The 19,034-nt window shown below is 66.5% G+C and carries 18 protein-coding genes; 9 read left to right on the top strand and 9 right to left on the bottom strand.

Translation table 11 applies throughout. The annotated features are described in order from the left end of the window. The first annotated feature begins 36 nt into the window (after nt 1-36). The 3 genes from F3I16_RS03965 (at nt 37) to F3I16_RS03955 (ending at nt 4,119) form a co-directional block, all read left to right on the top strand. Nucleotides 37-462: a hypothetical protein gene (locus F3I16_RS03965; RefSeq protein WP_021699893.1), complete on the top strand. Its 426-nt coding sequence runs from the start codon at nt 37-39 to the stop codon at nt 460-462. 501 nt (nt 463-963) lie between these two features. Next, entirely contained in the window at nt 964-2,730 is a 1,767-nt protein-coding gene (locus tag F3I16_RS03960) for a diguanylate cyclase (protein WP_160492427.1), read from the top strand. Nucleotides 2,731-2,955: 225 nt separating this feature from the next. Continuing rightward, on the top strand, nt 2,956-4,119 hold the full coding sequence (locus F3I16_RS03955) for a glutathionylspermidine synthase family protein (RefSeq protein WP_160492426.1): 1,164 nt from the start codon (nt 2,956-2,958) through the stop codon (nt 4,117-4,119). Here the strand turns inward: F3I16_RS03955 and F3I16_RS03950 are convergent. The 4 genes from F3I16_RS03950 to F3I16_RS03935 all read right to left on the bottom strand — a co-directional run bounded on the left by F3I16_RS03950 (nt 4,087) and on the right by F3I16_RS03935 (nt 8,457). Further along, nucleotides 4,087-4,854: a hypothetical protein gene (locus F3I16_RS03950; RefSeq protein WP_160492425.1), complete on the bottom strand. Its 768-nt coding sequence runs from the start codon at nt 4,852-4,854 to the stop codon at nt 4,087-4,089. The two genes, F3I16_RS03955 and F3I16_RS03950, sit on opposite strands and share 33 nt — an antisense overlap. A gap of 1 nt (nt 4,855) precedes the next feature. After that, entirely contained in the window at nt 4,856-5,725 is an 870-nt protein-coding gene (locus F3I16_RS03945) for a hypothetical protein (protein ID WP_160492424.1), read from the bottom strand. An 11-nt stretch (nt 5,726-5,736) separates the two neighbouring features. Continuing rightward, nucleotides 5,737-6,534: a DUF1190 domain-containing protein gene (locus F3I16_RS03940; protein WP_160492423.1), complete on the bottom strand. Its 798-nt coding sequence runs from the start codon at nt 6,532-6,534 to the stop codon at nt 5,737-5,739. Between the two features lie 135 nt (nt 6,535-6,669). After that, nucleotides 6,670-8,457, bottom strand: coding sequence for an alkyl/aryl-sulfatase (locus F3I16_RS03935; RefSeq protein ID WP_160492422.1), 1,788 nt, complete (start codon nt 8,455-8,457; stop codon nt 6,670-6,672). Between the two features lie 97 nt (nt 8,458-8,554). On the opposite strand from F3I16_RS03935, the gene F3I16_RS03930 reads away from it, so the two are divergent. After that, complete coding sequence (locus F3I16_RS03930) at nt 8,555-9,463, top strand: LysR family transcriptional regulator (protein WP_160492421.1); 909 nt, start codon at nt 8,555-8,557, stop codon at nt 9,461-9,463. A gap of 199 nt (nt 9,464-9,662) precedes the next feature. Here F3I16_RS03930 and speB read toward each other — a convergent pair whose 3' ends face one another. Both speB and F3I16_RS03920 read right to left on the bottom strand, forming a co-directional pair. Beyond that, entirely contained in the window at nt 9,663-10,616 is a 954-nt protein-coding gene (gene speB / locus F3I16_RS03925) for an agmatinase (protein WP_160492420.1), read from the bottom strand. Between the two features lie 10 nt (nt 10,617-10,626). Next, complete coding sequence (locus F3I16_RS03920; protein WP_160492419.1) at nt 10,627-11,700, bottom strand: polyamine ABC transporter substrate-binding protein; 1,074 nt, start codon at nt 11,698-11,700, stop codon at nt 10,627-10,629. A gap of 193 nt (nt 11,701-11,893) precedes the next feature. On the opposite strand from F3I16_RS03920, the gene F3I16_RS03915 reads away from it, so the two are divergent. The 3 genes from F3I16_RS03915 (at nt 11,894) to F3I16_RS03905 (ending at nt 14,399) form a co-directional block, all read left to right on the top strand. Beyond that, entirely contained in the window at nt 11,894-12,787 is an 894-nt protein-coding gene (locus F3I16_RS03915; protein WP_160492418.1) for a LysR family transcriptional regulator, read from the top strand. 135 nt (nt 12,788-12,922) lie between these two features. Further along, complete coding sequence (locus F3I16_RS03910) at nt 12,923-13,522, top strand: TetR/AcrR family transcriptional regulator (protein ID WP_218573098.1); 600 nt, start codon at nt 12,923-12,925, stop codon at nt 13,520-13,522. Further along, nucleotides 13,512-14,399, top strand: a complete 888-nt coding sequence (locus F3I16_RS03905; protein ID WP_160492417.1) for an alpha/beta fold hydrolase — start codon at nt 13,512-13,514, stop codon at nt 14,397-14,399. The genes F3I16_RS03910 and F3I16_RS03905 overlap by 11 nt, the downstream gene beginning before the upstream one ends. Before the next feature lie 40 nt (nt 14,400-14,439). Here the strand turns inward: F3I16_RS03905 and F3I16_RS03900 are convergent, their stop codons facing one another. Further along, the gene (locus F3I16_RS03900; protein WP_160492416.1) at nt 14,440-14,631 is read right to left on the bottom strand and encodes a hypothetical protein; all 192 of its coding nucleotides are present in this window, start codon (nt 14,629-14,631) and stop codon (nt 14,440-14,442) included. A gap of 288 nt (nt 14,632-14,919) precedes the next feature. On the opposite strand from F3I16_RS03900, the gene F3I16_RS03895 reads away from it, so the two are divergent. After that, the gene (locus F3I16_RS03895) at nt 14,920-15,480 is read left to right on the top strand and encodes an NADPH-dependent FMN reductase (RefSeq protein WP_160492415.1); all 561 of its coding nucleotides are present in this window, start codon (nt 14,920-14,922) and stop codon (nt 15,478-15,480) included. A 133-nt stretch (nt 15,481-15,613) separates the two neighbouring features. On the opposite strand, the gene F3I16_RS03890 is transcribed toward F3I16_RS03895, so the two are convergent. Further along, nucleotides 15,614-16,003: a hypothetical protein gene (locus F3I16_RS03890; protein ID WP_160492414.1), complete on the bottom strand. Its 390-nt coding sequence runs from the start codon at nt 16,001-16,003 to the stop codon at nt 15,614-15,616. Between the two features lie 172 nt (nt 16,004-16,175). Here F3I16_RS03890 and F3I16_RS03885 point away from each other — a divergent pair, with 172 nt between their 5' ends. Continuing rightward, on the top strand, nt 16,176-16,823 hold the full coding sequence (locus F3I16_RS03885; RefSeq protein WP_160492413.1) for a hypothetical protein: 648 nt from the start codon (nt 16,176-16,178) through the stop codon (nt 16,821-16,823). A 130-nt stretch (nt 16,824-16,953) separates the two neighbouring features. Here the strand turns inward: F3I16_RS03885 and F3I16_RS03880 are convergent, their stop codons facing one another. After that, nucleotides 16,954-18,909, bottom strand: coding sequence for a PhoX family phosphatase (locus tag F3I16_RS03880; protein ID WP_160492412.1), 1,956 nt, complete (start codon nt 18,907-18,909; stop codon nt 16,954-16,956). Nucleotides 18,910-19,034 lie beyond the last annotated feature (125 nt).

Raw genomic sequence — 19,034 nt, 5'->3', positions numbered from 1 at the left:
GAGCTTTGAAAAACTCACGGCCACCTGGAAAAAGCAATGAATCAGAACATCGAGGATCTCATCCGCGACATCTGGCAGTCGGAAAATCCGATACGTCGGACAGAAGAGCTTAGCCAGGCACTACAAGATGACACCAAGGCCGTAATACGAGAGGTTCTCAAAAACATTCAAGCCCGTGCGACCGCACGCTCGAACCTTACGTCAGGCAGCGTATCCAACATCGCCGACGATGCTTCTGCCTCGGTCGAACCCCGCTCAAATCAAAACTCTCTTCTTTTGCTGTACTTTGCGATGTACGACGCGGATAGCCTCTCGGATGTATCACGAGACTCACGAGAGCGCTGTTTGAAGAGCTGGTCAGAACAGACTGGCTTTTCCATTGACGTCGTCCGAGAAGCCGTAATTCTCGGCCAAAATGGCCTCAGACCATTGATATCAGCGTCCTCGTCCAATCTTGAATGAGGTACACCAGCGGTACAGTGACCAGCTTCTACCCATTTCGCCAAATTACGCTCAACATCAAGAAACACGCTACTTTCAGCTCACTGTACCTGCACCAAGCTACGCCCGATTTCACTGGGCTTGCAGCGTTTCTAGGCAACTCATAATCCTTTGGTCCACGGTTCGAGTCCGTGTGGGCCCACCATCTGCATCAAAGACCTAGACCAGCCCGCGCGCTGGTCTTTTTCTTTCCGCCTAAACACAGCAGCTGCTTGGCTGTCGCCTTGCAACAATCAGGGCGTGTGACGACCTATACATCACCCCGAACTCCGCCAGTTCTCCCCTGCCGTAGGCCGGCGCACCAGCGGGAGTAACTCCCTCCACTCCACCATCACCACTCCCTGTCACATGCCATGCATCCAAACCGAGGTGTAACGCCTGCTGCCATTATGGGTAGACTGCAATTCTTCATGGCCGATCGACACCAGGCGGCGTCCACAGTCCTGGCGAAGCAGAGTCCACATGCAGCCGTTACCTTCTATCAAGGCGCCGGATAGCGCCCACGATGAGCGACTCCATGGCCTGGCACGCCTGGCCAGGCGCCACTTCGACGTTCTCGCCGCGCTGGTGACCACGAGCGCCGGGGACAGCCAGCAGGTCAGGAGCTGCGATGGTTTGCCCCTCGGCAATGCCTCCTGGATCGAGCGCGGTGACCAGCCCTGGAAGGACGCCGATGCGTTTCTCATGGTCCCCGATCTTCATCGCGACGCGCGTTTTCGCGATCACCACCTGCTCACAGCGGTTCCCCATGCGCGCTTTCTGGCCGCCTGCCCGCTGCTGGCAGCCGATGGCAACGTGTTCGGCATGATCTACCTGCTGCACGATCAGCCCCGCGAGCTGGACGCCGCCCAGCAATACGTGCTGCACGAGCTGGCCCAGCTGACCGCCAACCTGCTCGCGCGGGAGGCGGCGGACGCCCGCCTGCAGCTGGAAGTCGAGGCGCTGCGCGAGAGCGAGAAACGCATGGCCCTGGCCATCGACGGCAGCGCTACCGGCATCTGGGATCGCAACGTGGCCACCGGCGAGATTCACTACTCCAGCGGCTGGCGGGCGCTGCTGGGGTACGCCGAGCATGAGATCGGCAATCGCATCGAGGAGAGCTACACCCGCGTCCACCCGGCGGACCTGGATTATGTGCAGGCGAGCATTCAGGCCCATCTCGAGCAGCGCACCGAAGCGTACGAAGTCGAGCATCGCCTGCGTTGCCGCGATGGCAGCTACAAGTGGGTGTGCAGCCGCGGCAAGGTGGTCGAGCGCGACAGCGCCGGCAAGCCCTTGCGCATGATCGGCACGACCACGGACATCACCGCCATGCGCGCCCTGTCCGAGCAAGTGCAGCAGACCGCCGCGCTGATGACCGACCTGACCAACGAGATCCCCGGCATGGTCTTCCAGTACCGGCGCCAGGCGGACGGCCGCTCGTTCCTGACCTATGCCAGCGCCGGCGTTCTGGATATCTACGGGCTCACCGCGCAGCAGCTGGCGGACGATCCGCAGGCACTGCTGGCGATCATCCACCCGGACGATCTGCCGCTCTACCTGGCGTCCTTCGAAGCCTCCGCGCAACAGCTGGCGCCCTGGCACCTGGAGTACCGGGTGCAGCTGCCGGGGAGGGAAGTCTCCTGGCGCCAGGGCGATGCGCGGCCCAGACAGCTGGAGGATGGCAGCGTGCTCTGGCACGGTTTCATCACCGACATCACCGAGCGCAAGCAGATCGAAGCCGAGTTGCAGGTGTTCGCCACCACGGACTTCCTGACCCAGCTGGCCAACCGCCGCCATTTCATGCAGCAGCTCGAAGCCGAGCTGGCCCGGGTGCAGCGCAGCGCGGGCCACCGCGCGACCATCCTGATGTTCGACCTGGACCACTTCAAGGCCATCAATGACCGCTGGGGCCACTCGGTCGGCGACCAGGCGCTGCGCCATTTCGCGGCCATCCTGAGCGCACAGCTGCGCAAGACCGATGCCGCCGGACGGATGGGCGGCGAAGAGTTCGCGGTGGTGCTGAGCGAAGCCGACCTCGACCAGGCCATGAGCTTTGCCCGGCGCATCCAGGACGAACTCGCCAACGCGCCCCTGGCCCATGGTGCGGAGCAGATCCCCCTGGCCGTCAGCGTCGGCATCACCGCCATCAGCGCCAGCGACATCAGCCCCGGGACAGCCCTGTCGCGCAGCGACATGGCGCTGTATGGCGCCAAGCGCGGCGGCCGCAACCGGATCGAATGCCTGTGAGCGCGGAGCGCTCCCGGTTGCCTTTCGCCATGGCGCGACGCCCATAACGGACGGGCCAGGAGGCGCAGCGCTGCCCCTCACCCCGCACAGCAGGCTAACCAGCCACTCCTGCGTGGCGATGACGTTTCTGCGAGGGGCTTCACCGTCATGCCATCCGGACCGCCCCGCGTACCAGCACGGTGGTAAAGTGGCGCCCCGTTTGCCCCTGCACCACATGGACGTCACATGCTCAGGCACAGCATCCCTCCGCGCCAGAACTGGCGCACCCAGGCCGCCTCGCTCGGCTTTCACTTCCACTCCATCGGCGGCGAGCCCTACTGGGACGAGAGCGTCTGCTACCGCTTCAGCCTGCGCCAGATCGAAGACGCCATCGAGGCGCCCAGCGCCGAGCTGGAGGTCATGTGCCTGGCCCTGGTGGCCGAGGTGGTGGACAGTGAGGCGCTGCTGCGGCGCATGGCGGTTCCCGAGGCCCACTGGCAACTGATCCGCGACAGCTGGCAGGCCCGCGAGCCGGCGCTCTACGGGCGCATGGATCTGGCCTACGACGGCCAGGGCCCGGCGCGTTTCTACGAATACAACGCCGATACGCCAACCGGCCTGTACGAGGCGGCCTTCTTCCAGTGGGTGTGGCTGGAGCAATGCCGCGAACGCGGCCTGCTGCCCGAGGCGGCCGACCAGTACAACCGCATCCAGGAGGCGCTGATCGAGCGCCTGCAGCAGATCGGCCTGGCCGGGCAACCCCTGCACCTGGCCTGCTGCCGCGACCATATCGAGGATGAGGGCACCCTGACCTACCTGGCCGATTGCGTCAGCCAGGCCGGCCTGCAGCCCCAGCTGATGCATATCGACGACATCGGCCACCTGCCCGGCAAGGGCTTCGTCGACCTGCGCAACCAGCCGCTGCAACAGCTGTTCAAGCTCTATCCCTGGGAATGGCTGCTGCAGGAGGACTTCTCCCGCCATCTGGCGCAGAGCCACACACGCTTTATCGAGCCGGTGTGGAAGACCCTGCTGTCGAACAAGGCCATCCTGCCGCTGCTCTGGCAGCGCCACACCGGCCACCCCAACCTGCTGCCGGCCTGCTTCGCCGATGCGGCGGATGCCGAGCTGCTCGGCACGCGCTGGGTGCGCAAGCCGTTCTTCTCCCGCGAGGGGGCCAATATCCGCGTGGAAAGCGCCAACGGCGTGGAGCTGGAAGTACCCGGCCCTTACAGCGCCGGCCCGGCGATCCTGCAGGCCTGGTGCCCGCCACCGAGCATGGGCGGCCAGCATCCGATCATCGGCAGCTGGCTGGTCGGCGGTGAGCCGGTCGGCATGGGCGTGCGCGAGGACCTGGGCGTGATCACCCAGGACAGCTCACGCTTCGTCCCGCACTACATCCTCGATTGAGCGACCGCCGAGCAGGGCCTGGCAGCGCACGGCGACGCGCTGCTGCAGGGCAAAACCAGCCAGACCGCAGGCCAGAGCGGCCAGACCGAGCACCAGGTGCGCCAGCAGGAAGCCGACCAGGTCGAAGCTGATGATCAGGAAGGTCACCAGAAATGTCTCGGCCACCACTGCGCTGGCCACCAGCACCTCCGGGCTGAACAAGCGCCGCAGATAGCGGCGCAGGGGCAGCGGTCGATAGGCGTCGATGGCCTGCAGTTGCTTCCAGTCCAGCTCGCCCAGCACCAGGGCGCTGCACGGCAGCAGGATTTCCTGGGGATGCGCGGTGACACTCAGTGGCGTCAGCGCCGCCTGCCGCACCCGCTGCACCTGCGCAATGCCTGCCAAGTCGATGGCCTCGCCGCTGTTCAGGTGCAGCAGCCACTGGCGCCGGGGATTGAACAGATAGGCGTTCGGGTAGGCGCCAGCCAGCAGGCAGTAGCCCAGGAACAGCAGCCACAGGCATCCCCAGGCCAGCAGGGTCAACTCGAAGTTGCCCAGTGGCCAGGGGCGGAACTCAAGGGCCAGCTGCCCCGCCAGCAGCACGCCGATCAACAGCGGGGTCAGCAGGCAGAGCAGTTGCGCCAGCAGTTGCTGACTGCCCAGCAACAGCACCGTCTGACTAGCAGCATCGCGCCGCAGGATTCTCACCGGCGGCTCGTCGAACAGCGCGTCAGGCATTTCCAGGGGGCTACTCATCTCAGGACCTCGCATCCAGGCGGACCATCAGCAACTGCCACTGGCGGTCGCTCCACAGGGCGCGGGCCTGCGTCGGTTGGCGATTGGCGGGGAGCAGCACCATGGCGAAGGAACGCCCGCCCAGTTGCAGCTCGGCCAGCTGCAAGGCCGGCACCACCCCTTCCAGCCGTGACGGGACGCCCACCAGGGCTTCGACCACAGCGGGCTTGGCCAACGCCGTCCACCACGCCTGCCAGGCATGCAGCCCGCTCAGGCGCGAACCACTCAGGCGCAGGCGCCCGTCGCGGTGCAGGGCGAGCAGATCCTTGGGCCAGGCCTCTGGGGCGCCATCCTGCCAGCCGGGCCACTCCTCGAGGGGGGTGTCGACCAGGCTCTGCCAGACACTGTCGAGCTGTTGCAGCTCCTGCGGGGACGCCTGTGCCATGGCCTGGACCATGGCCTGCTCGCTGTCCAGGGCGGCATCTTCCTGCGGTTCAATATGCATGCGCCTCAGGTCATTGACGTGCATACGCAGCACCCGTCCGTTCTGCCACCCACTAACGCTGTAATCCCAGAAGATCGCCGCCTGCACCTGGGTCATGCCGCCGCCAGTGGCCTCCATGCCCATGCACTGGCTCATGGCCCGTACCGGCGGGGCCGCACGCACCAGCACCGGCGGCCGGCAGAGCGGATACAGGCCCAGCTCCTTGAGGCTGTGGCGTTGATTGCGCGCAGGCAGTTTGACCTGCAGCGATTCGGGCTGGTGGTGTATCTGCTGGTGCAACTGGGCCAGCAGCGCTTCGGCCTGGCCGATGCTGTGGCCCAGGCTCTGTGCACGCGCCACGCCGCAGCAGGCCAGGCACGCGCACAGCAGCAGCCAACGAGGGGGCATCCGCATCCTACTCACCCCGTGGCCAATGCCATGCTGCTGCGCGCCGAGGCGCCAAAGCCACCGCGGACCGTGCCGCCCATCCGCGCAGGCAGCGAGTTGCCCTGGAAATGCTGGGCGTAGCCGGCGCCGGCCTGCAGCTGGCTGGTGTGCAGGTTCAACTGACGGCTGTTCTGGTCGCCCAGGTACTGCCCCTGGCTGGTGAACATGTGCCAGTTGCGATTGCTGGAGCCGCCGTAATAGCCCGGATAGTGGTAGGTGGAGGCATAGCCGCCGCTGCCACCGCCGAGGTTCTCGTCGCTCATGCCATAGACCGGCTGCAGTTCCTCCATGCCCAGTTCCGCCAGGGCCGGCTGCTCGCCCTGGCGCAGGCGTTCGAGCAGGGATTCGCTGACCAGGAAGGCCGCCGGGTTCGGCCGGGCCAGGCCGTCATCGCCCAGCGCACAATTCTGCACGGCCTGCGGCTCGCACCAGGTGCCGTCCTTGCAGCTTGGGCTGATACGCAGAAAATCGCTCTCGCAGGCGGTGAAATTGACGAAGCTCGGGGCGATCTGCGCATTGCGCCGCAGCGCCTCGTCATACAGCTTCTGGCACTGCTCGGCAGACAACGGGCTGTCGCTGTCGCATACCGCCACGCTGGGGAAGACCCGCACATCACGGTACAGCGGGTCCCACATGAGAATCGCCAACGGCGCCACGCCCATCAGGCTCAGGGTCAGCAGGCTGGCACGCTTCTGCCGGCGGGCAAGCGCCGGGGTGGCGCGGGGAAGGACAGCGGGCACAGGAGCCGCGAGGGTATCGGCATCAGACATAAAACTTCCGTGTTTGCAGTCAGCAGGCCGGGCATTACAAAGGCTGCGCGAGCGCCGGTCAACCGCGCCGTCCAGCGCGGCCAGGAAGATGTGAACCAGTCCCGGCGGCGCGAAACGGCCGCCGGCAACAGCCCCTCAGCGCAGCGTCAGGGCGATCGGAGCATCCTCGAAATCGAAGCAGCCGAGGAAGGTCTTGATCTCCAGCAGGCTGCCGTCAACCTGCACATCGCCCAGCAGCGCGCCCTTGAGCAGGCCGTTCTCGCCACTCATCACGGTGTCCAGGTAGCTCTTGTCGAGGGTCAGTTTGAGCGAGGTGCCCGCGGGGATGCCCTGGTGCAACTGCACCACGCCGCGGCGCACTTCCAGCGCCCACTCCTCGTTGATATCCGGGAAGCTGAAACCCAGGGTCAGCTCGACATCATTGGCCTGGTCCGGGTCGATGCGGGTGATCCAGTTCTGCAGGAAGATGCGCGCCGGAAAGGTTTTCAGCATGTCCGCCGAGAGGAACGCGCTGCGCATGCTCAGGGCCATCTGCTGCACCTGATCACCGGCCAGCTTACCCTCCAGTTCCATGGCGCTCATCAGGTACCAGTTGCGCCAGTTGATGTTCATGCTGGCGTAGCCGAGCTTGCGGAAACTGCGCGCCTTGATGTCACGGGCCAGCTGATCATCGCGGTCCAGGCTGATGACATAGCTGGAAAGCTCCGCGGCCCACTGGTGCTCACCCTTGAGATAGGCCTCGCCGGCGGCCAGCAGTACCTTGTCGCGCCCGCCCATCAGGGCGATCAGCCGCTCGGCCTTGTCTTGCGGCGGCAGCGGGTCGAGCGCCACCGGGTCGCCCTGGAACCAGCCCAGGTAGCCGTTGTAGATCTGCCGCACGCTGTGTTTCACCGTGCCGTAGTACTCGCGCAGGTAGGGCGTGTAACCGGCCAGATGGGGCGGCAGCTTGACCTTCTCGACCAGCTCGTCCGGGGTCAGGCCCTTGTTCATCCAGCGCACGCTCTGGTCGTGGATATAGGCGATGCCGTCGCGGGTCATGCGCAGCACTTCCTCGACCTGCGCCTGGCCGCTGACCGGGCGGCCATGCAGCGGCACCATATGCTCGGCCTGGTAGGCGCGCAGCTTGTCCAGGCTCTCGACCCACACCACCGGGTCGCGGAACTTGGTGCCGCGCAGGGTGTGGATATTCGGCAGGGTCGGCCCCTGTTCCACCTCGGCGCTGATCAGCACGCGATTGGCCGGCAGGTAGACGGTGATCTCGTCCGGCGCCTCGCTGGGCACATGCAGGAACTGCAGATCCAGACCGGCGATACGAGTGTCGAGCTTGTCCTTGAAGGTCAGGGTCGGCGCGATAAAGGTCGAGGCCTCGGCCTTGGCCAGCGGGCCGATGCCGGCATTCATCTGCTCGTGGTCACTGGCCGGCAACGCGGCACCGAAGCTGTAGCCGGAGCGCACCGAGAGAATCGGCCCGACCAGCGCGCCCTGGGCCACCACATTGGCCAGCAGGGTGTCGTGGGCGATGATCTGCACCTCGCCGCTGCGCACCTGCTCCTCCGTAACGAAGGCCTTCACGCCGTTGATATGGTCAGGGTGGAAGTGGGTGTAGACCACGGCCTTGACCGGCTTGGCGCTGATCTTGCGGAACTCGGCCATGATCTTGCGCGACTCGCTGACCGACTCACCGGTGTCGACGATGATCAGCCCTTCCGGCGCCTCGATCATCGCCACGTTGCCCAGCTGCCAGCCGACGGCGGAATAGACGTTGCCGGCCACCTGGTAGACCTGTTGCGCGAAGTGCTTGCTGTGCTCGGCCAGCTCCGGATGGATTGAGGCGGCAATCCGTTCTTCGGGCAGCGCCGCCTGGCTGCTCAGGGGTAAGGCCAGGCTCAGCAGCACGGCGGCCATTCGATTGCGTGAAAACATGCGCAGACGCTCATGGTTGTTGGCAGTGCTGGCAGATTGGCCAATGCAAGCCAATAATTCCAATGCATTCCAACTCAACAAGCGATGCAAACCGCGCATGAATGATCTTCGCCAGCTCCGCCACTTTGTCGCCCTCGCCGAGCATGGCCACTTCGCCCGTGCCGCCGAGGCCGTGCACCTCAGCCAACCGGCGCTGAGCCGCAGCATCCAGGCCCTGGAAAGCAGCCTCGGCTGCAACCTGGTTGACCGCCACAGCCGTGGCATCAGCCTCACCGCCCACGGCGAGCTGGTACTGGAGCATGCCCGCCGCCTGCTCGCCGGCAGCCGGGCGCTGAGCAATGCGGTGAGCCAACTGGGCAATCTGAGCAGCGGCGAGCTGCGCCTGGGCGCCGGCCCCTACCCCGCCGCGCGCCTGATGCCGCAGGCCATCGGCCAGTTCGCCAGCCGCTTCCCGCGGGTGCGCGTGCAACTGCTGATCGACAACTGGCAGCAGTTGCGCAGCCGTTTGCTGGAGGACCAGATCGAGCTGTTCGTCGCCGATACCCGCGAGCTCCACGACGATTCCCAACTGCAGGTGACGGCGCTGCAGAGCCACCACGGCGTGCTGTTCTGCCGCCCGCAGCACCCGCTGTGCCAGCGCCAGCCGCTGACGCCGGCCGCCCTGAACGAATTCCCCCTGGCCGGCACGCAGATGCCGCTGGAGGTCGAGCGCCTGCTGCAGCGCCTGGGCGACGGGGAAAATCCGCTGAGCATCCAGTGCGACAACTTCATGGTGCTCAAGGAACTGGTGTCGACCAGCGATGTGCTCAGCCTGGCGCCCTGGGATGTGGTGGCCGCCGATGTGCAGGCCGGGCGCCTGGTCACCCTGCGCCTGGCCGGCGACCCGGCCCTGGCCCGCTCGGCCTATGGCATCGTCAGCCGCGCCGGGCACAGCCTGTCGCCGGCGGCCGAGCAGTTGCAGCGGATCATTTGCCAGCAGGATGGCCAGGGGCTGACGCAGGAGTAGGTTGGGTTGAGGCGTGCAGCGCCGAAGCCCAACCGCGGGGTCGCCTGGGCTCCTGTTCGTTGGGCTTCGCTGCGCTCAACCCAACCTACGGCACGCCCTTGTGGGAGCGGATTCATCCGCGATAGACAGGCAGCCGCGAACCGGCCCTGATCGCGAATGAATTCGCTGCCACAAAAGCGGTTCATACAGGCAGGCAGCGTTACAGCTTATGCCGCGCCGCGTACAGGCAGATCATCTCCATGGCCAGGGTGGCGCCGGCCAGGGCAGTGACTTCGGCGTTGTCGTAGGGCGGCGCCACTTCCACCACGTCCATGCCGACCAGGTTGATGCCGCGCAGGCCACGCAGAATTTCCAGGGCCTGGTGGCTGCTCAGCCCGCCACACACCGGAGTGCCGGTGCCGGGGGCGAAGGCCGGGTCGAGGCAGTCGATATCGAAGGTCAGGTACACCGGCTGGTCACCGACGCGGGCGCGGATCAGCTCGGCGATCTGCTCCGGGGTGCTGCGGTTGACCTGCCGCGCATCCAGCACCTGAAAGCCCATCACGTCATCGTTGGTGGTGCGCAGGCCGATCTGTACCGAGCGCGCCGGGTCGACCAGGCCCTCCTTGGCCGCGTGGTAGAACATGGTGCCGTGGTCGATGCGCGCGCCCTCCTCGTCCGGCCAGGTGTCGCTGTGCGCGTCGAAGTGGATCAGCGACAGCGGACCGTGTTGCTTGGCATGGGCCTTGAGCAGCGGGTAGCTGATGAAGTGGTCGCCGCCCAGGGTGAGCATGGCGCAGCCGGCGGCGAGGATCTTGTCGGCATGCGCCTCGATGGCGGCCGGGGTGTCCTGCGGGGTGCCGTGGTCGAAATGGCAGTCGCCGTAGTCGATGCAGGCCAGCAGATCGAACGGGTCGAACTCCCAGGGATAGTGGCGGGCCCAGGCCGACTGGATCGAGGCGGCGCGAATCGCGCGCGGGCCGAAGCGGCTGCCGGGGCGATTGGTGGTGGCGGTGTCGAACGGCACGCCGCTGACCACCAGATCCACGCCACGCAAATCGCGGGTATAGCGGCGGCGCATGAAACTGGTGATGCCGCCGTAGGTCGGTTCGGCGCAGGTGCCGTACAGGCTGTCGCGGGTGATGGCCTGGTCGTTGTCGAAGGCTTGGTCCATGTCGGTCTCCTTAATATTGGGTGCGGAAGGCGGCCCAAAGCCGGGTACGTTCGCGCTGGGCGCGCAGCGGCAGGATCTGTTCGGCGAACAGCTTGTCGCGCACCGCCCGTGGCGGGTAGATATCCGGGTCGCTGCTGACCGCCTGGTCCAGCAAGGGGGTGGCCGCGCGGTTGGCGTTGGCGAAGTACAGCGCGTTGGTCAGCTCGGCGATGGCCTCGGGCTTGAGCATGTAGTCGATGAAGGCCCGCGCCGCCTCGGGGTGCGGCGCATCCATCGGGATGGCCATGGTGTCGAACCAGATCAGCGTGCCTTCGCGGGGAATGCGGTAGAGCACCTCGAACGGCTGCTGGGCCTCGGCGGCGCGGGCGGCGGCCATGCCGGCGTCGCCGGTGTAGGTCAGCGCCAGGCAGATCTCGCCCTTGGCCAGGTCGTCGATATGCCGCGCGGTCGCCACGTAGCGCAGGTTGGGCTGCAGCGCGGCGAGCAGCGCCTTGACCGCCTGCAGGTCATCCGGATTGCCGCCGTAGGGCTTCTTGCCCAGGTAGTTGAGGGCGATGGCCACCACCTCCTGCGGCGAATCGAGCACGGCGATGCCGCAGTCCTTGAGCTTGCCGGCGTATTCGGGCTTGAACAGCAGGTCGAGGCTGTCCAGCGCCACGCCGGGCAGGCGCCGCTCCACGGCCTGGCGGTTGATGCCCAGGCCGACGGTGCCCCAGGTGTAGGGCACCCCGTAACGGTTGCCCGGATCGATGAAGGCCAGCTTGGCCAGCATCTCCGGGTCGAGGTTGCCGGCGTTGCTCAGGCTGCCGACCGGTTGCACGGCCTTGGCCTGGATCGCCCGGCCCAGGCCGCTGGAGGCGGGAAACACGACGTCGTAGCCGCTGCCGCCGGTGAGTAACTTGGCGTCCAGCACCTCGGCGCTGTCGAAGGTGTCGTATTTGACCCGGATGCCGGTCTCGCCCTGGAAGCGCTTGAGCGCCTCGGGCGCCACGTAATCAGCCCAGTTGTACAGGTTGAGGACTTTCTCCTCGGCCTGCAGCGGCAGGGCGAAGGCGAGCATGAACAAGCTTGCAGCAAGACGCATGGTGGACAACCTCGTTGGACTGACTGGGCGCGACTTCCGTAGGAGCCAGCTTGCTGGCGATCTCCAATGCCTGGTGTGCGCTGGATCGCCAGCAAGCTGGCTCCTACAGGCTGCATCCTGCGCCCGGCATTGCTTCGAATAAATACGAAGTGATCTACTCTGGCATCGCTATCTATCAATGTATGGAGCCGGCATGCTCAGCCAACTGCGCGACCTCGACCTGCAACTGCTGCGCCTGTTCGTCTGCGTGGTGGAGAGCGGCGGCTTCAGTGCCGCCCAGGGCGAACTGGGGATCGGCCAGTCGACCATCAGCACACAGATGGCCAAGCTGGAGACACGTCTGGGCTTTCGCCTGTGCGAGCGCGGCAAGGCCGGCTTTCGCCTGACACCCAAGGGCGAGCAAGTGCTGGTGGCCACGCGCAAGCTGTTCGGCGCCATCGAGACCTTCAAGGGCGAGGCCCAGGGCATGGCCGACAAGCTGCTCGGCGAGCTGCATGTCGGCCTGTCCGAGGCGCTGGCCGACGAGGTGCTGGCACAGGTCGCGGCGGCCATCGGGCGTTTTCGCCGGCGCAACCAGGCAGTGCAGATCGAACTGCTCAGCGCCGTGCCGGCCGAACTGGAGCGGCGCCTGCTGCAAGGCCAGCTGCAACTGGCCATCGGCTATTTCTCCGGGGCGCAGACGGCGCTGGACTACCGGCGGCTGTTCAGCGAGCAGCAGCATCTTTACTGCGGTCGCGGCCATCCGCTGTTCGGCAAGAGGCAGGTCGAGGCCAGCGATCTGCAGCACTGCGACGGCGTGTTGCACCCCTACCGTTTCATCGCCGCCGACGAGCCCTGGCAGGCCGGCAGCAGCAGCGCGCGCAGCGAACAGGTGGAAGGCACCCTGGCCTTTGTCCTGTCCGGCGCGCATATCGGCTACCTGCCCGAGCACATCGCCGCGCCCTGGGTCGCGCGCGGCCGGCTGCAGGCCGTGCAGCCCGAGCAGCAGGGCTTCGGCGTCGAATTCCGCCTGGCCCGACACCGCGGCCGCCAGCCCAGCGAAGCGCAGCAGGCGCTGGTCGGGGACCTGCTGGCGGCCTTTGCCTGAGCTTCACCTGCCCGCGGGATGGCTCGGCGCCCCACTACGCGCCTCACACGCCGCGCTGATCGCGACCGATTCGCCCGCTTAATCGGCACATCTGACGCTTTTCATCGCTAGACCGATTGGTCTACATATAGCGCCATGAACGCACACAATCTCAGCACCCGCGACAAACTGATCGCCGCCATGGCCGACACCCTGCAACGCAAGGGCCTGCATGGCGCCGGTCTCAACGAACTGCTGGCCCAGGCCCAGGCGCCCAAGGGCAGCCTCTACCACCACTTCCCCGGCGGCAAGAACGAGCTGGCGGTGGCGGCCATCGAGCATATCGGCCAGCGCATCGACGGTTTCTTCGCCCAGCTGTTCCGCGAGCACCCGGACCCGCTGCGGGCCATGCAGCGCTGGCTCGACAACACCCTGCAGCAACTGGAAGGCAGCCGCTTCGAGCGCGGTTGCCCGCTGGCCACCGTGGCCCTGGAAAGCGGCCCGGAGGATGTCGAGATCCGCGCCGCCCTGGCCGGTTGTTTCACCCGCCTGCGCCAGGCCCTGACGACCCAGTTGCAGGGCGTCGGCTTCAGCGCCGACAGCGCCGAGAGTTTCGCCAACCTGTTCATCTCTCTGTATGAGGGCGGCTTGCTGCAGGCCCGCGTGGCCGGCAGCAGCGAGCCTTTGCAACGCGCCAGTGCGGCGCTTTTCCAGCTACTGCGTGACTACCCGCGGGAGACCCGCCATGACCAGTGAAACCCCGAATATCCGCCGTGAAGAACTACAGCTCAGCGCCCACGACGGCTACCCGCTGCGCGCAACCCTGTACCACGCACCACAGCCACGCGCGCGCCTGCTGATCGGCGGCGCCACCGGCGTGCCGCAGGGTTTCTACCGGCGTTTCGCCGAGTACGCCGCGCAGCGCGGCTACAGCACCCTGAGCGTCGACTACCGCGGCATCGGCCAGTCCAAGCCGGAGCAATTGCGCGGCTTCGATATGCGCTACCTGGACTGGGCCACCCATGACCTGGCCGCCGCCCTCGACCACCTGCACGGCGACGACCTGCCCACCTACATGATTGGCCACTCCTTCGGCGGCCATGCCTTCGGCCTGCTGCCGGGGCATGAGCGGGTCGCCGGTTTCTACACCTTCGGCACCGGCGCCGGCTGGCATGGCTGGATGCCGCCACTAGAGCGCGCCCGCGTGCAGCTGATGTGGAACCTGGTCGGCCCGCTGATCGTCATGCGCAAGGGCTACCTGGCCTGGAGCAAGCTGGGTATGGGCGAAGACCTGCCGCTGGGCGTGTACCAGCAGTGGAAACGCTGGTGCCGCTACCCGCGCTATTTCTTCGACGACCCCGAGCAGGGCCATTTGGCCGCCCGGTTCGCCAGCGTGCGCACACCGATCGTCGCCGCCAACACCCTCGACGACCTGTGGGCGCCACCCAGCTCGCGCGACGCCTTCATGGCCGCCTACAGCGCCGCGCCCTACCAGGCCCGCACCATCGACTCCCGCGCCGAGGGCCTCGGCAACGTCGGCCACATGGGCTACTTCCGCGCCAGCAGCCAGACGCTGTGGGACGAGGCGCTGGACTGGTTCGAACAGCTGCACACCAATCGCCGCGCCGCCTGAACAGCCGCTCGATGCCGCTGCGGGCAGAACGCTGCCGCCGTCAGAACCCGGACTGACAAGCGGGCGGCGTTCGCTGACGCAGCTGCCCGGCCAGACGCTCGATGGCCTGCAGGGTCAGCTGGATTTCCTCGTGGATCAGCACCCGGTCGGGCACATCCTCCAGTTCCAGCTCATCCAGCGGTTCTTCGGCTTCCAGTTGATATCGCGGATCAAACGGGTTGAACCTGGCCATTGCGGTGTCCTCAGGGTTCGCCGGCAGCGACAGGCCGCCGGCACACTGTGCAGCAACAGGCAACTAAGGGATTCACTGTGTCCCCGGCCAGCATGCGACCCGGGGATGACTGTTGTTCGAGCGGTCGACCTTGCGCCGACTTTCGCTCAATTTCTGCGCAACGGCCACAGAGGTCAAGCCGCCGTTCGTCACCCCCGGACAGGCCGCCATAGAGCGGGCACCGGGCAGAATCGGACAGCCGCACTATAGTTCCAGCTCAGCCCTTTCTTGACCTATCCGGGAGTCAGCATGAGCAAAGTCCACCGCGTCGCCGTTCTCGTCGGCAGCCTGCGCAAGGCCTCGATCAACCGCAAACTGGCCATGGTCCTGATCGAACTGGCCCCGCCTTCGCTGCAGCTGAACATCGTCGAGATCGGCGACTTGCCGCTGTACAACGAGGACATCGACATCAGCCCCGCGCCGTTGCCCTACACCAGCTTCCGCCAGCAGGTGAAAAGCGCCGACGCCCTGCTGTTCGTCACCCCGGAATACAACCGCTCGGTGCCGGCGCCGATGAAGAACGCCATCGATGTCGGCTCGCGGCCCTACGGCCAGAGCGTGTTCAGCGGCAAGCCGGGGGCGGTGCTCAGCGCCTCGCCGGGGGCGGTCGGCGGCTTCGGCGCCAACCACCACCTGCGCCAGTCCCTGGTGTTCCTCGACGTGCCGGTGCTGCAGCAACCGGAAGCCTACTTGGGCGGCGCCGGCAGCTTCTTCGACGAGCAGGGCAAGCTCAATGACGGCGTGCGCGGCTTCCTGCAGAAGTTCATCGACGCCTATGCGCTGTGGGTGGAAAAGCACGTGCAGAGCTGATGCCAGCGCCCGCGCAGTCAGCGCTGGCGGCTGGGCCAGCGCGGCCCATAAGCGCCAGGGCTATGGCTTGCGCGCAGCAGCATCCACGGCGCCAGCACGGGCGCCGTGGATGCCGCAACAGGCGTTCAGCCGATCAGGATTTTTCCAGCATCGCCCGATGCGCACGCAGCTGCTCGATCATCTGCTCCATGTGCTTGATGCGCTGATCCACCTGCTCCACCGTGTCCAGCTGCATCATGCCCATGCCCTGCCCCATTCCCATGCCGGGCATGTTGCCGTGCATCGGGCAGCCACCCATCATCTGCATGCCGCTGCCCATGGCCTTCTGATGTTCCTGCATCAGTTTCTGCCGTTCCTCCGGGGTCTTGCCGGCCATCCAGCTCTGGTGCATCTGCTGCATTTCGTTCATGTGCTGCTGCCACTGCTGCTCCGTCGTGGCATCGTTCGCCGCATCCGTCGCGGCCCAGCTGCTGCCGGCAGCCAGCAGCACCAGCAGGCCGCCCAGTAGTGTCGATCTGTTCATCTGCACATCCTCTGCAAAGCAAGGTGGAACCATAACTCTAGACCCCTCGCCCAGAGTGCGGTTGATCTGCATCAACCAGCGGTCGGCTGCTACCAATCCGTGCGACCCTGGCCGCATACCCTCAGATGCGCATGCGACACTGCCCACACACAACGCTCGACAAGGAAGACCGATGGAACTGCGTTTCCGCATGGATGCTGCCGACCTGCAACAACTGACCGAGGACATCATTGCCAGCCGCCTGGCTCGCCATGAGCAGGTCTTCGAACGCCTGGCGCACTGGCAGGCACGCCTGCTGGCACCGCTGACCCTGAGCCTGATCGTGCTGCTGCTCGCCCTGCTGCCGCTGCTCCCGCATGGCCGCTATAGCGTGCCCAGCAGCATCGCCACGCTACTGGTGATCGGCCTGCTGCTCCTGCTATGGCGCCGCCTTGCCGTGCCCTGGCTGCGACGCGCGGTACAGGCCGGCCAGCCGCGCAGTGCGCGCATTCGCCAGCACAGTGCCGCGCGCCTGGAACGCAGCCTGCGCCGGCAACTGAGCAATAGTCTGACTCGGCTGCGCGGCCTGCATGTATGGACGCTCGACGAACAGGGCGTGCTGCTGAGCACGCCCGACGGCCAGCAACAGCACATCGCCTGGCACCAGCTCGAATGCGTCGCCGAAAGCGCCCATTTCTACCGCCTGGCCAGCCGTGCCCAGCAGCGCCTCGGGCTGGCCTACACCCTCAGCAAGCACAGCTGCGAGATGGATGCCGCCACCTACAAGGCCGGCCTGGCGCACCTGCTGGCCCGCTGCCGCAGTGCCACGCGCCAGCCATGAGCCTGCCTCCTCTCCCGGAGGAGCGGCTTCAGCCGCGATAGCCATGTCACAGGCGGCTCCGCGCTGCCCTGATCGCGGCTAAAGCCGCTCCTACGGATGCAAGAACCCACCCTACCCCAGCCCCCTCGCCTCAGCTGCCGATCACTCCGCCGTCGAGCTTGGTGATCAGCAGCGTGGTCGAGCGCGGGCGGGTCTTGCCGTCGCTGGCCGGGAAGCTGATGCCGGGGTGCTGGATATTCGCCCACATGGCCTTGCCATCCGGGCTCCAGGCCAGGCCGGTGACTTCGCAGCCGCGCGGGCCGACCAGGAAGCGGCGCACCTCGCGGGTGCTCGGGTCGGCGCAGAGCAGCTGGTTGCAGCCCATGGCCTGCATCGCCGGCTCGATGTCGTCGTAGTCGGTCTGGATCCACAGGCGCCCGGCGGCGTCGAAGGCCAGGCCGTCCGGCGAGGAGAACAGGTCGCCGTTGATGGTGCCGGTAAGGTTGACCGGCACCGGCTTGCCCTCTTTGTCCTTGCTACCGCGTGGCTCGCCGGCCAGCAGGAATAGCTCCCAGGTGAAGGCGGTGGCGGTCGGGTCGGCGTCCTGTTCGTTGAAGCGCAGCACCTGGCCGTGCAGGTTCTGCGGGCGCGGGTTGGCCTTGTCGGTGGGCTGCTTGGCGCCACGGCCGTCGTTGTTGGTCAGGGCCACGTAGACCTCGCGGGTCTTGGGGTGCACGGCGGCCCACTCGGGGCGGTCCATCGGCGTGGCGCCGGCACGGTCGGCGGCGGCGCGGGCGTTGAGCAACACCTCGGCCTGATCGGCGAAGCCGTTATCGACGGTCAGGCCATTCTGCCCATGCACCAGCGCCAGCCACTGGCCGCTGCCATCGGCGTCGAAGCGCGCGACGTACAGCGTGCCCTCGTCCAGCAGGTCGCGGTTGGCCTTGGGATTGGCCGTATCGTAGCGCCCGGTAGGGACGAACTTGTAGACGTACTCGCCCTTGGCGTCGTCGCCGGAGTAGAAGGCCATGCGCCCGTCCGCGCCCAGGCTGAGCGCCGCGCACTCACGACCGATGCGGCCGAAGGCGGTGCGCTTGATCGGCTGCGCCTTGGGGTCGAACGGATCGATCTCCACCACCCAGCCGAAGCGGTGCGGCTCGTTGACGTGGCCGCCGTGGGCCTGATCGGCATAAGGCGTGGCGTCGAAGCGCGGGTCGGCGGTTTCCCAGGCGTAGTTCTTGCTCGTGCCTTCCTTGGCCAAGCCGTAGCGCTTGTGCGAAATCCTGGCCTCGTAATCTTGTTTATCGCGGTTGATAAAGTAGTTGTGCCAGTTCTCCTCGCAGGTGAGGAAGGTGCCCCAGGGCGTGACGCCGGTGGCGCAGTTGTTGAGGGTGCCGAACACCTCCAGGCCGGTCGGATCGCTGGCGGTCTTCATCGCGTCGAGCCCGGCCAGCGGGCCGGCGATGCGCATCGGCGTGAGCATGCTGATGCGGCGGTTGTAGGGCGAATCCATGACCCGTTGCCAGTGGCCGTCGGCGCCCTTTTTCACTTCGATCACCGAGACGCCGTGGGCGGCCTGTTCCTTGCGCACCTCGGCCAGCGGGCGTGGTTTGGACTGGTCGATCTGCCCGGACGGGTGCAGCGGCGGGTTGACGTACTCGTGGTTCATCACCAGCAGGCCGCGGTCGGTTTCGCCGGGGAAGGCGAAGAAGTCCATGCCGTCGTGGTTGTCGCCGGCCTGCTTGAGCTGGGCCTGCCAGTCGTCGCTGGCGTCCGGGTTCCAGGCCGGCGCGCCGGCTTCCACCGGATCACCCCAAGAGAAAAACGGCACGGCGCGATAGCCCTCGGCCACCAGCACGCGGTCGAACTGCGGGTCGATCTGCACCGGCACGCCCTGGAAACCGAGCAGCGGGCTAGCGCCGGCCTTGCTGCAGGCGCTGATGCCGCCGGCGAAGAAGCCGAGAGCGGCAAGGCTCAGGCCACCCTTGAGCACGTTGCGCCGCGCCGGGTTGATCAGCTCGGCCAGCGGCGGGTTGGCGCTGGGGTTGATGGTGATGTCGTCGTGGGCTTCCAGGCTGGCGTGGAAGTGGCTGTGCTCGTGGCTCATCACGGGGGTCTCGATGGATGTGTGGGGGTTGTCCCGGATTGCATCCGGGCTACGGATCGTTGTTGCCTGCTGCCCTCTCCCCGGCCCTCTCCCATAAATGGGAGAGGGCGTGGTCCGAGAGCAGG

This window comes from Pseudomonas sp. L-22-4S-12, from assembly GCF_009799935.1.
Taxonomy (GTDB): domain Bacteria; phylum Pseudomonadota; class Gammaproteobacteria; order Pseudomonadales; family Pseudomonadaceae; genus Aquipseudomonas.
The sequence above is the reverse complement of the archived record's forward strand: the minus strand, read 5'-3'. Positions and strand labels throughout refer to the sequence as shown.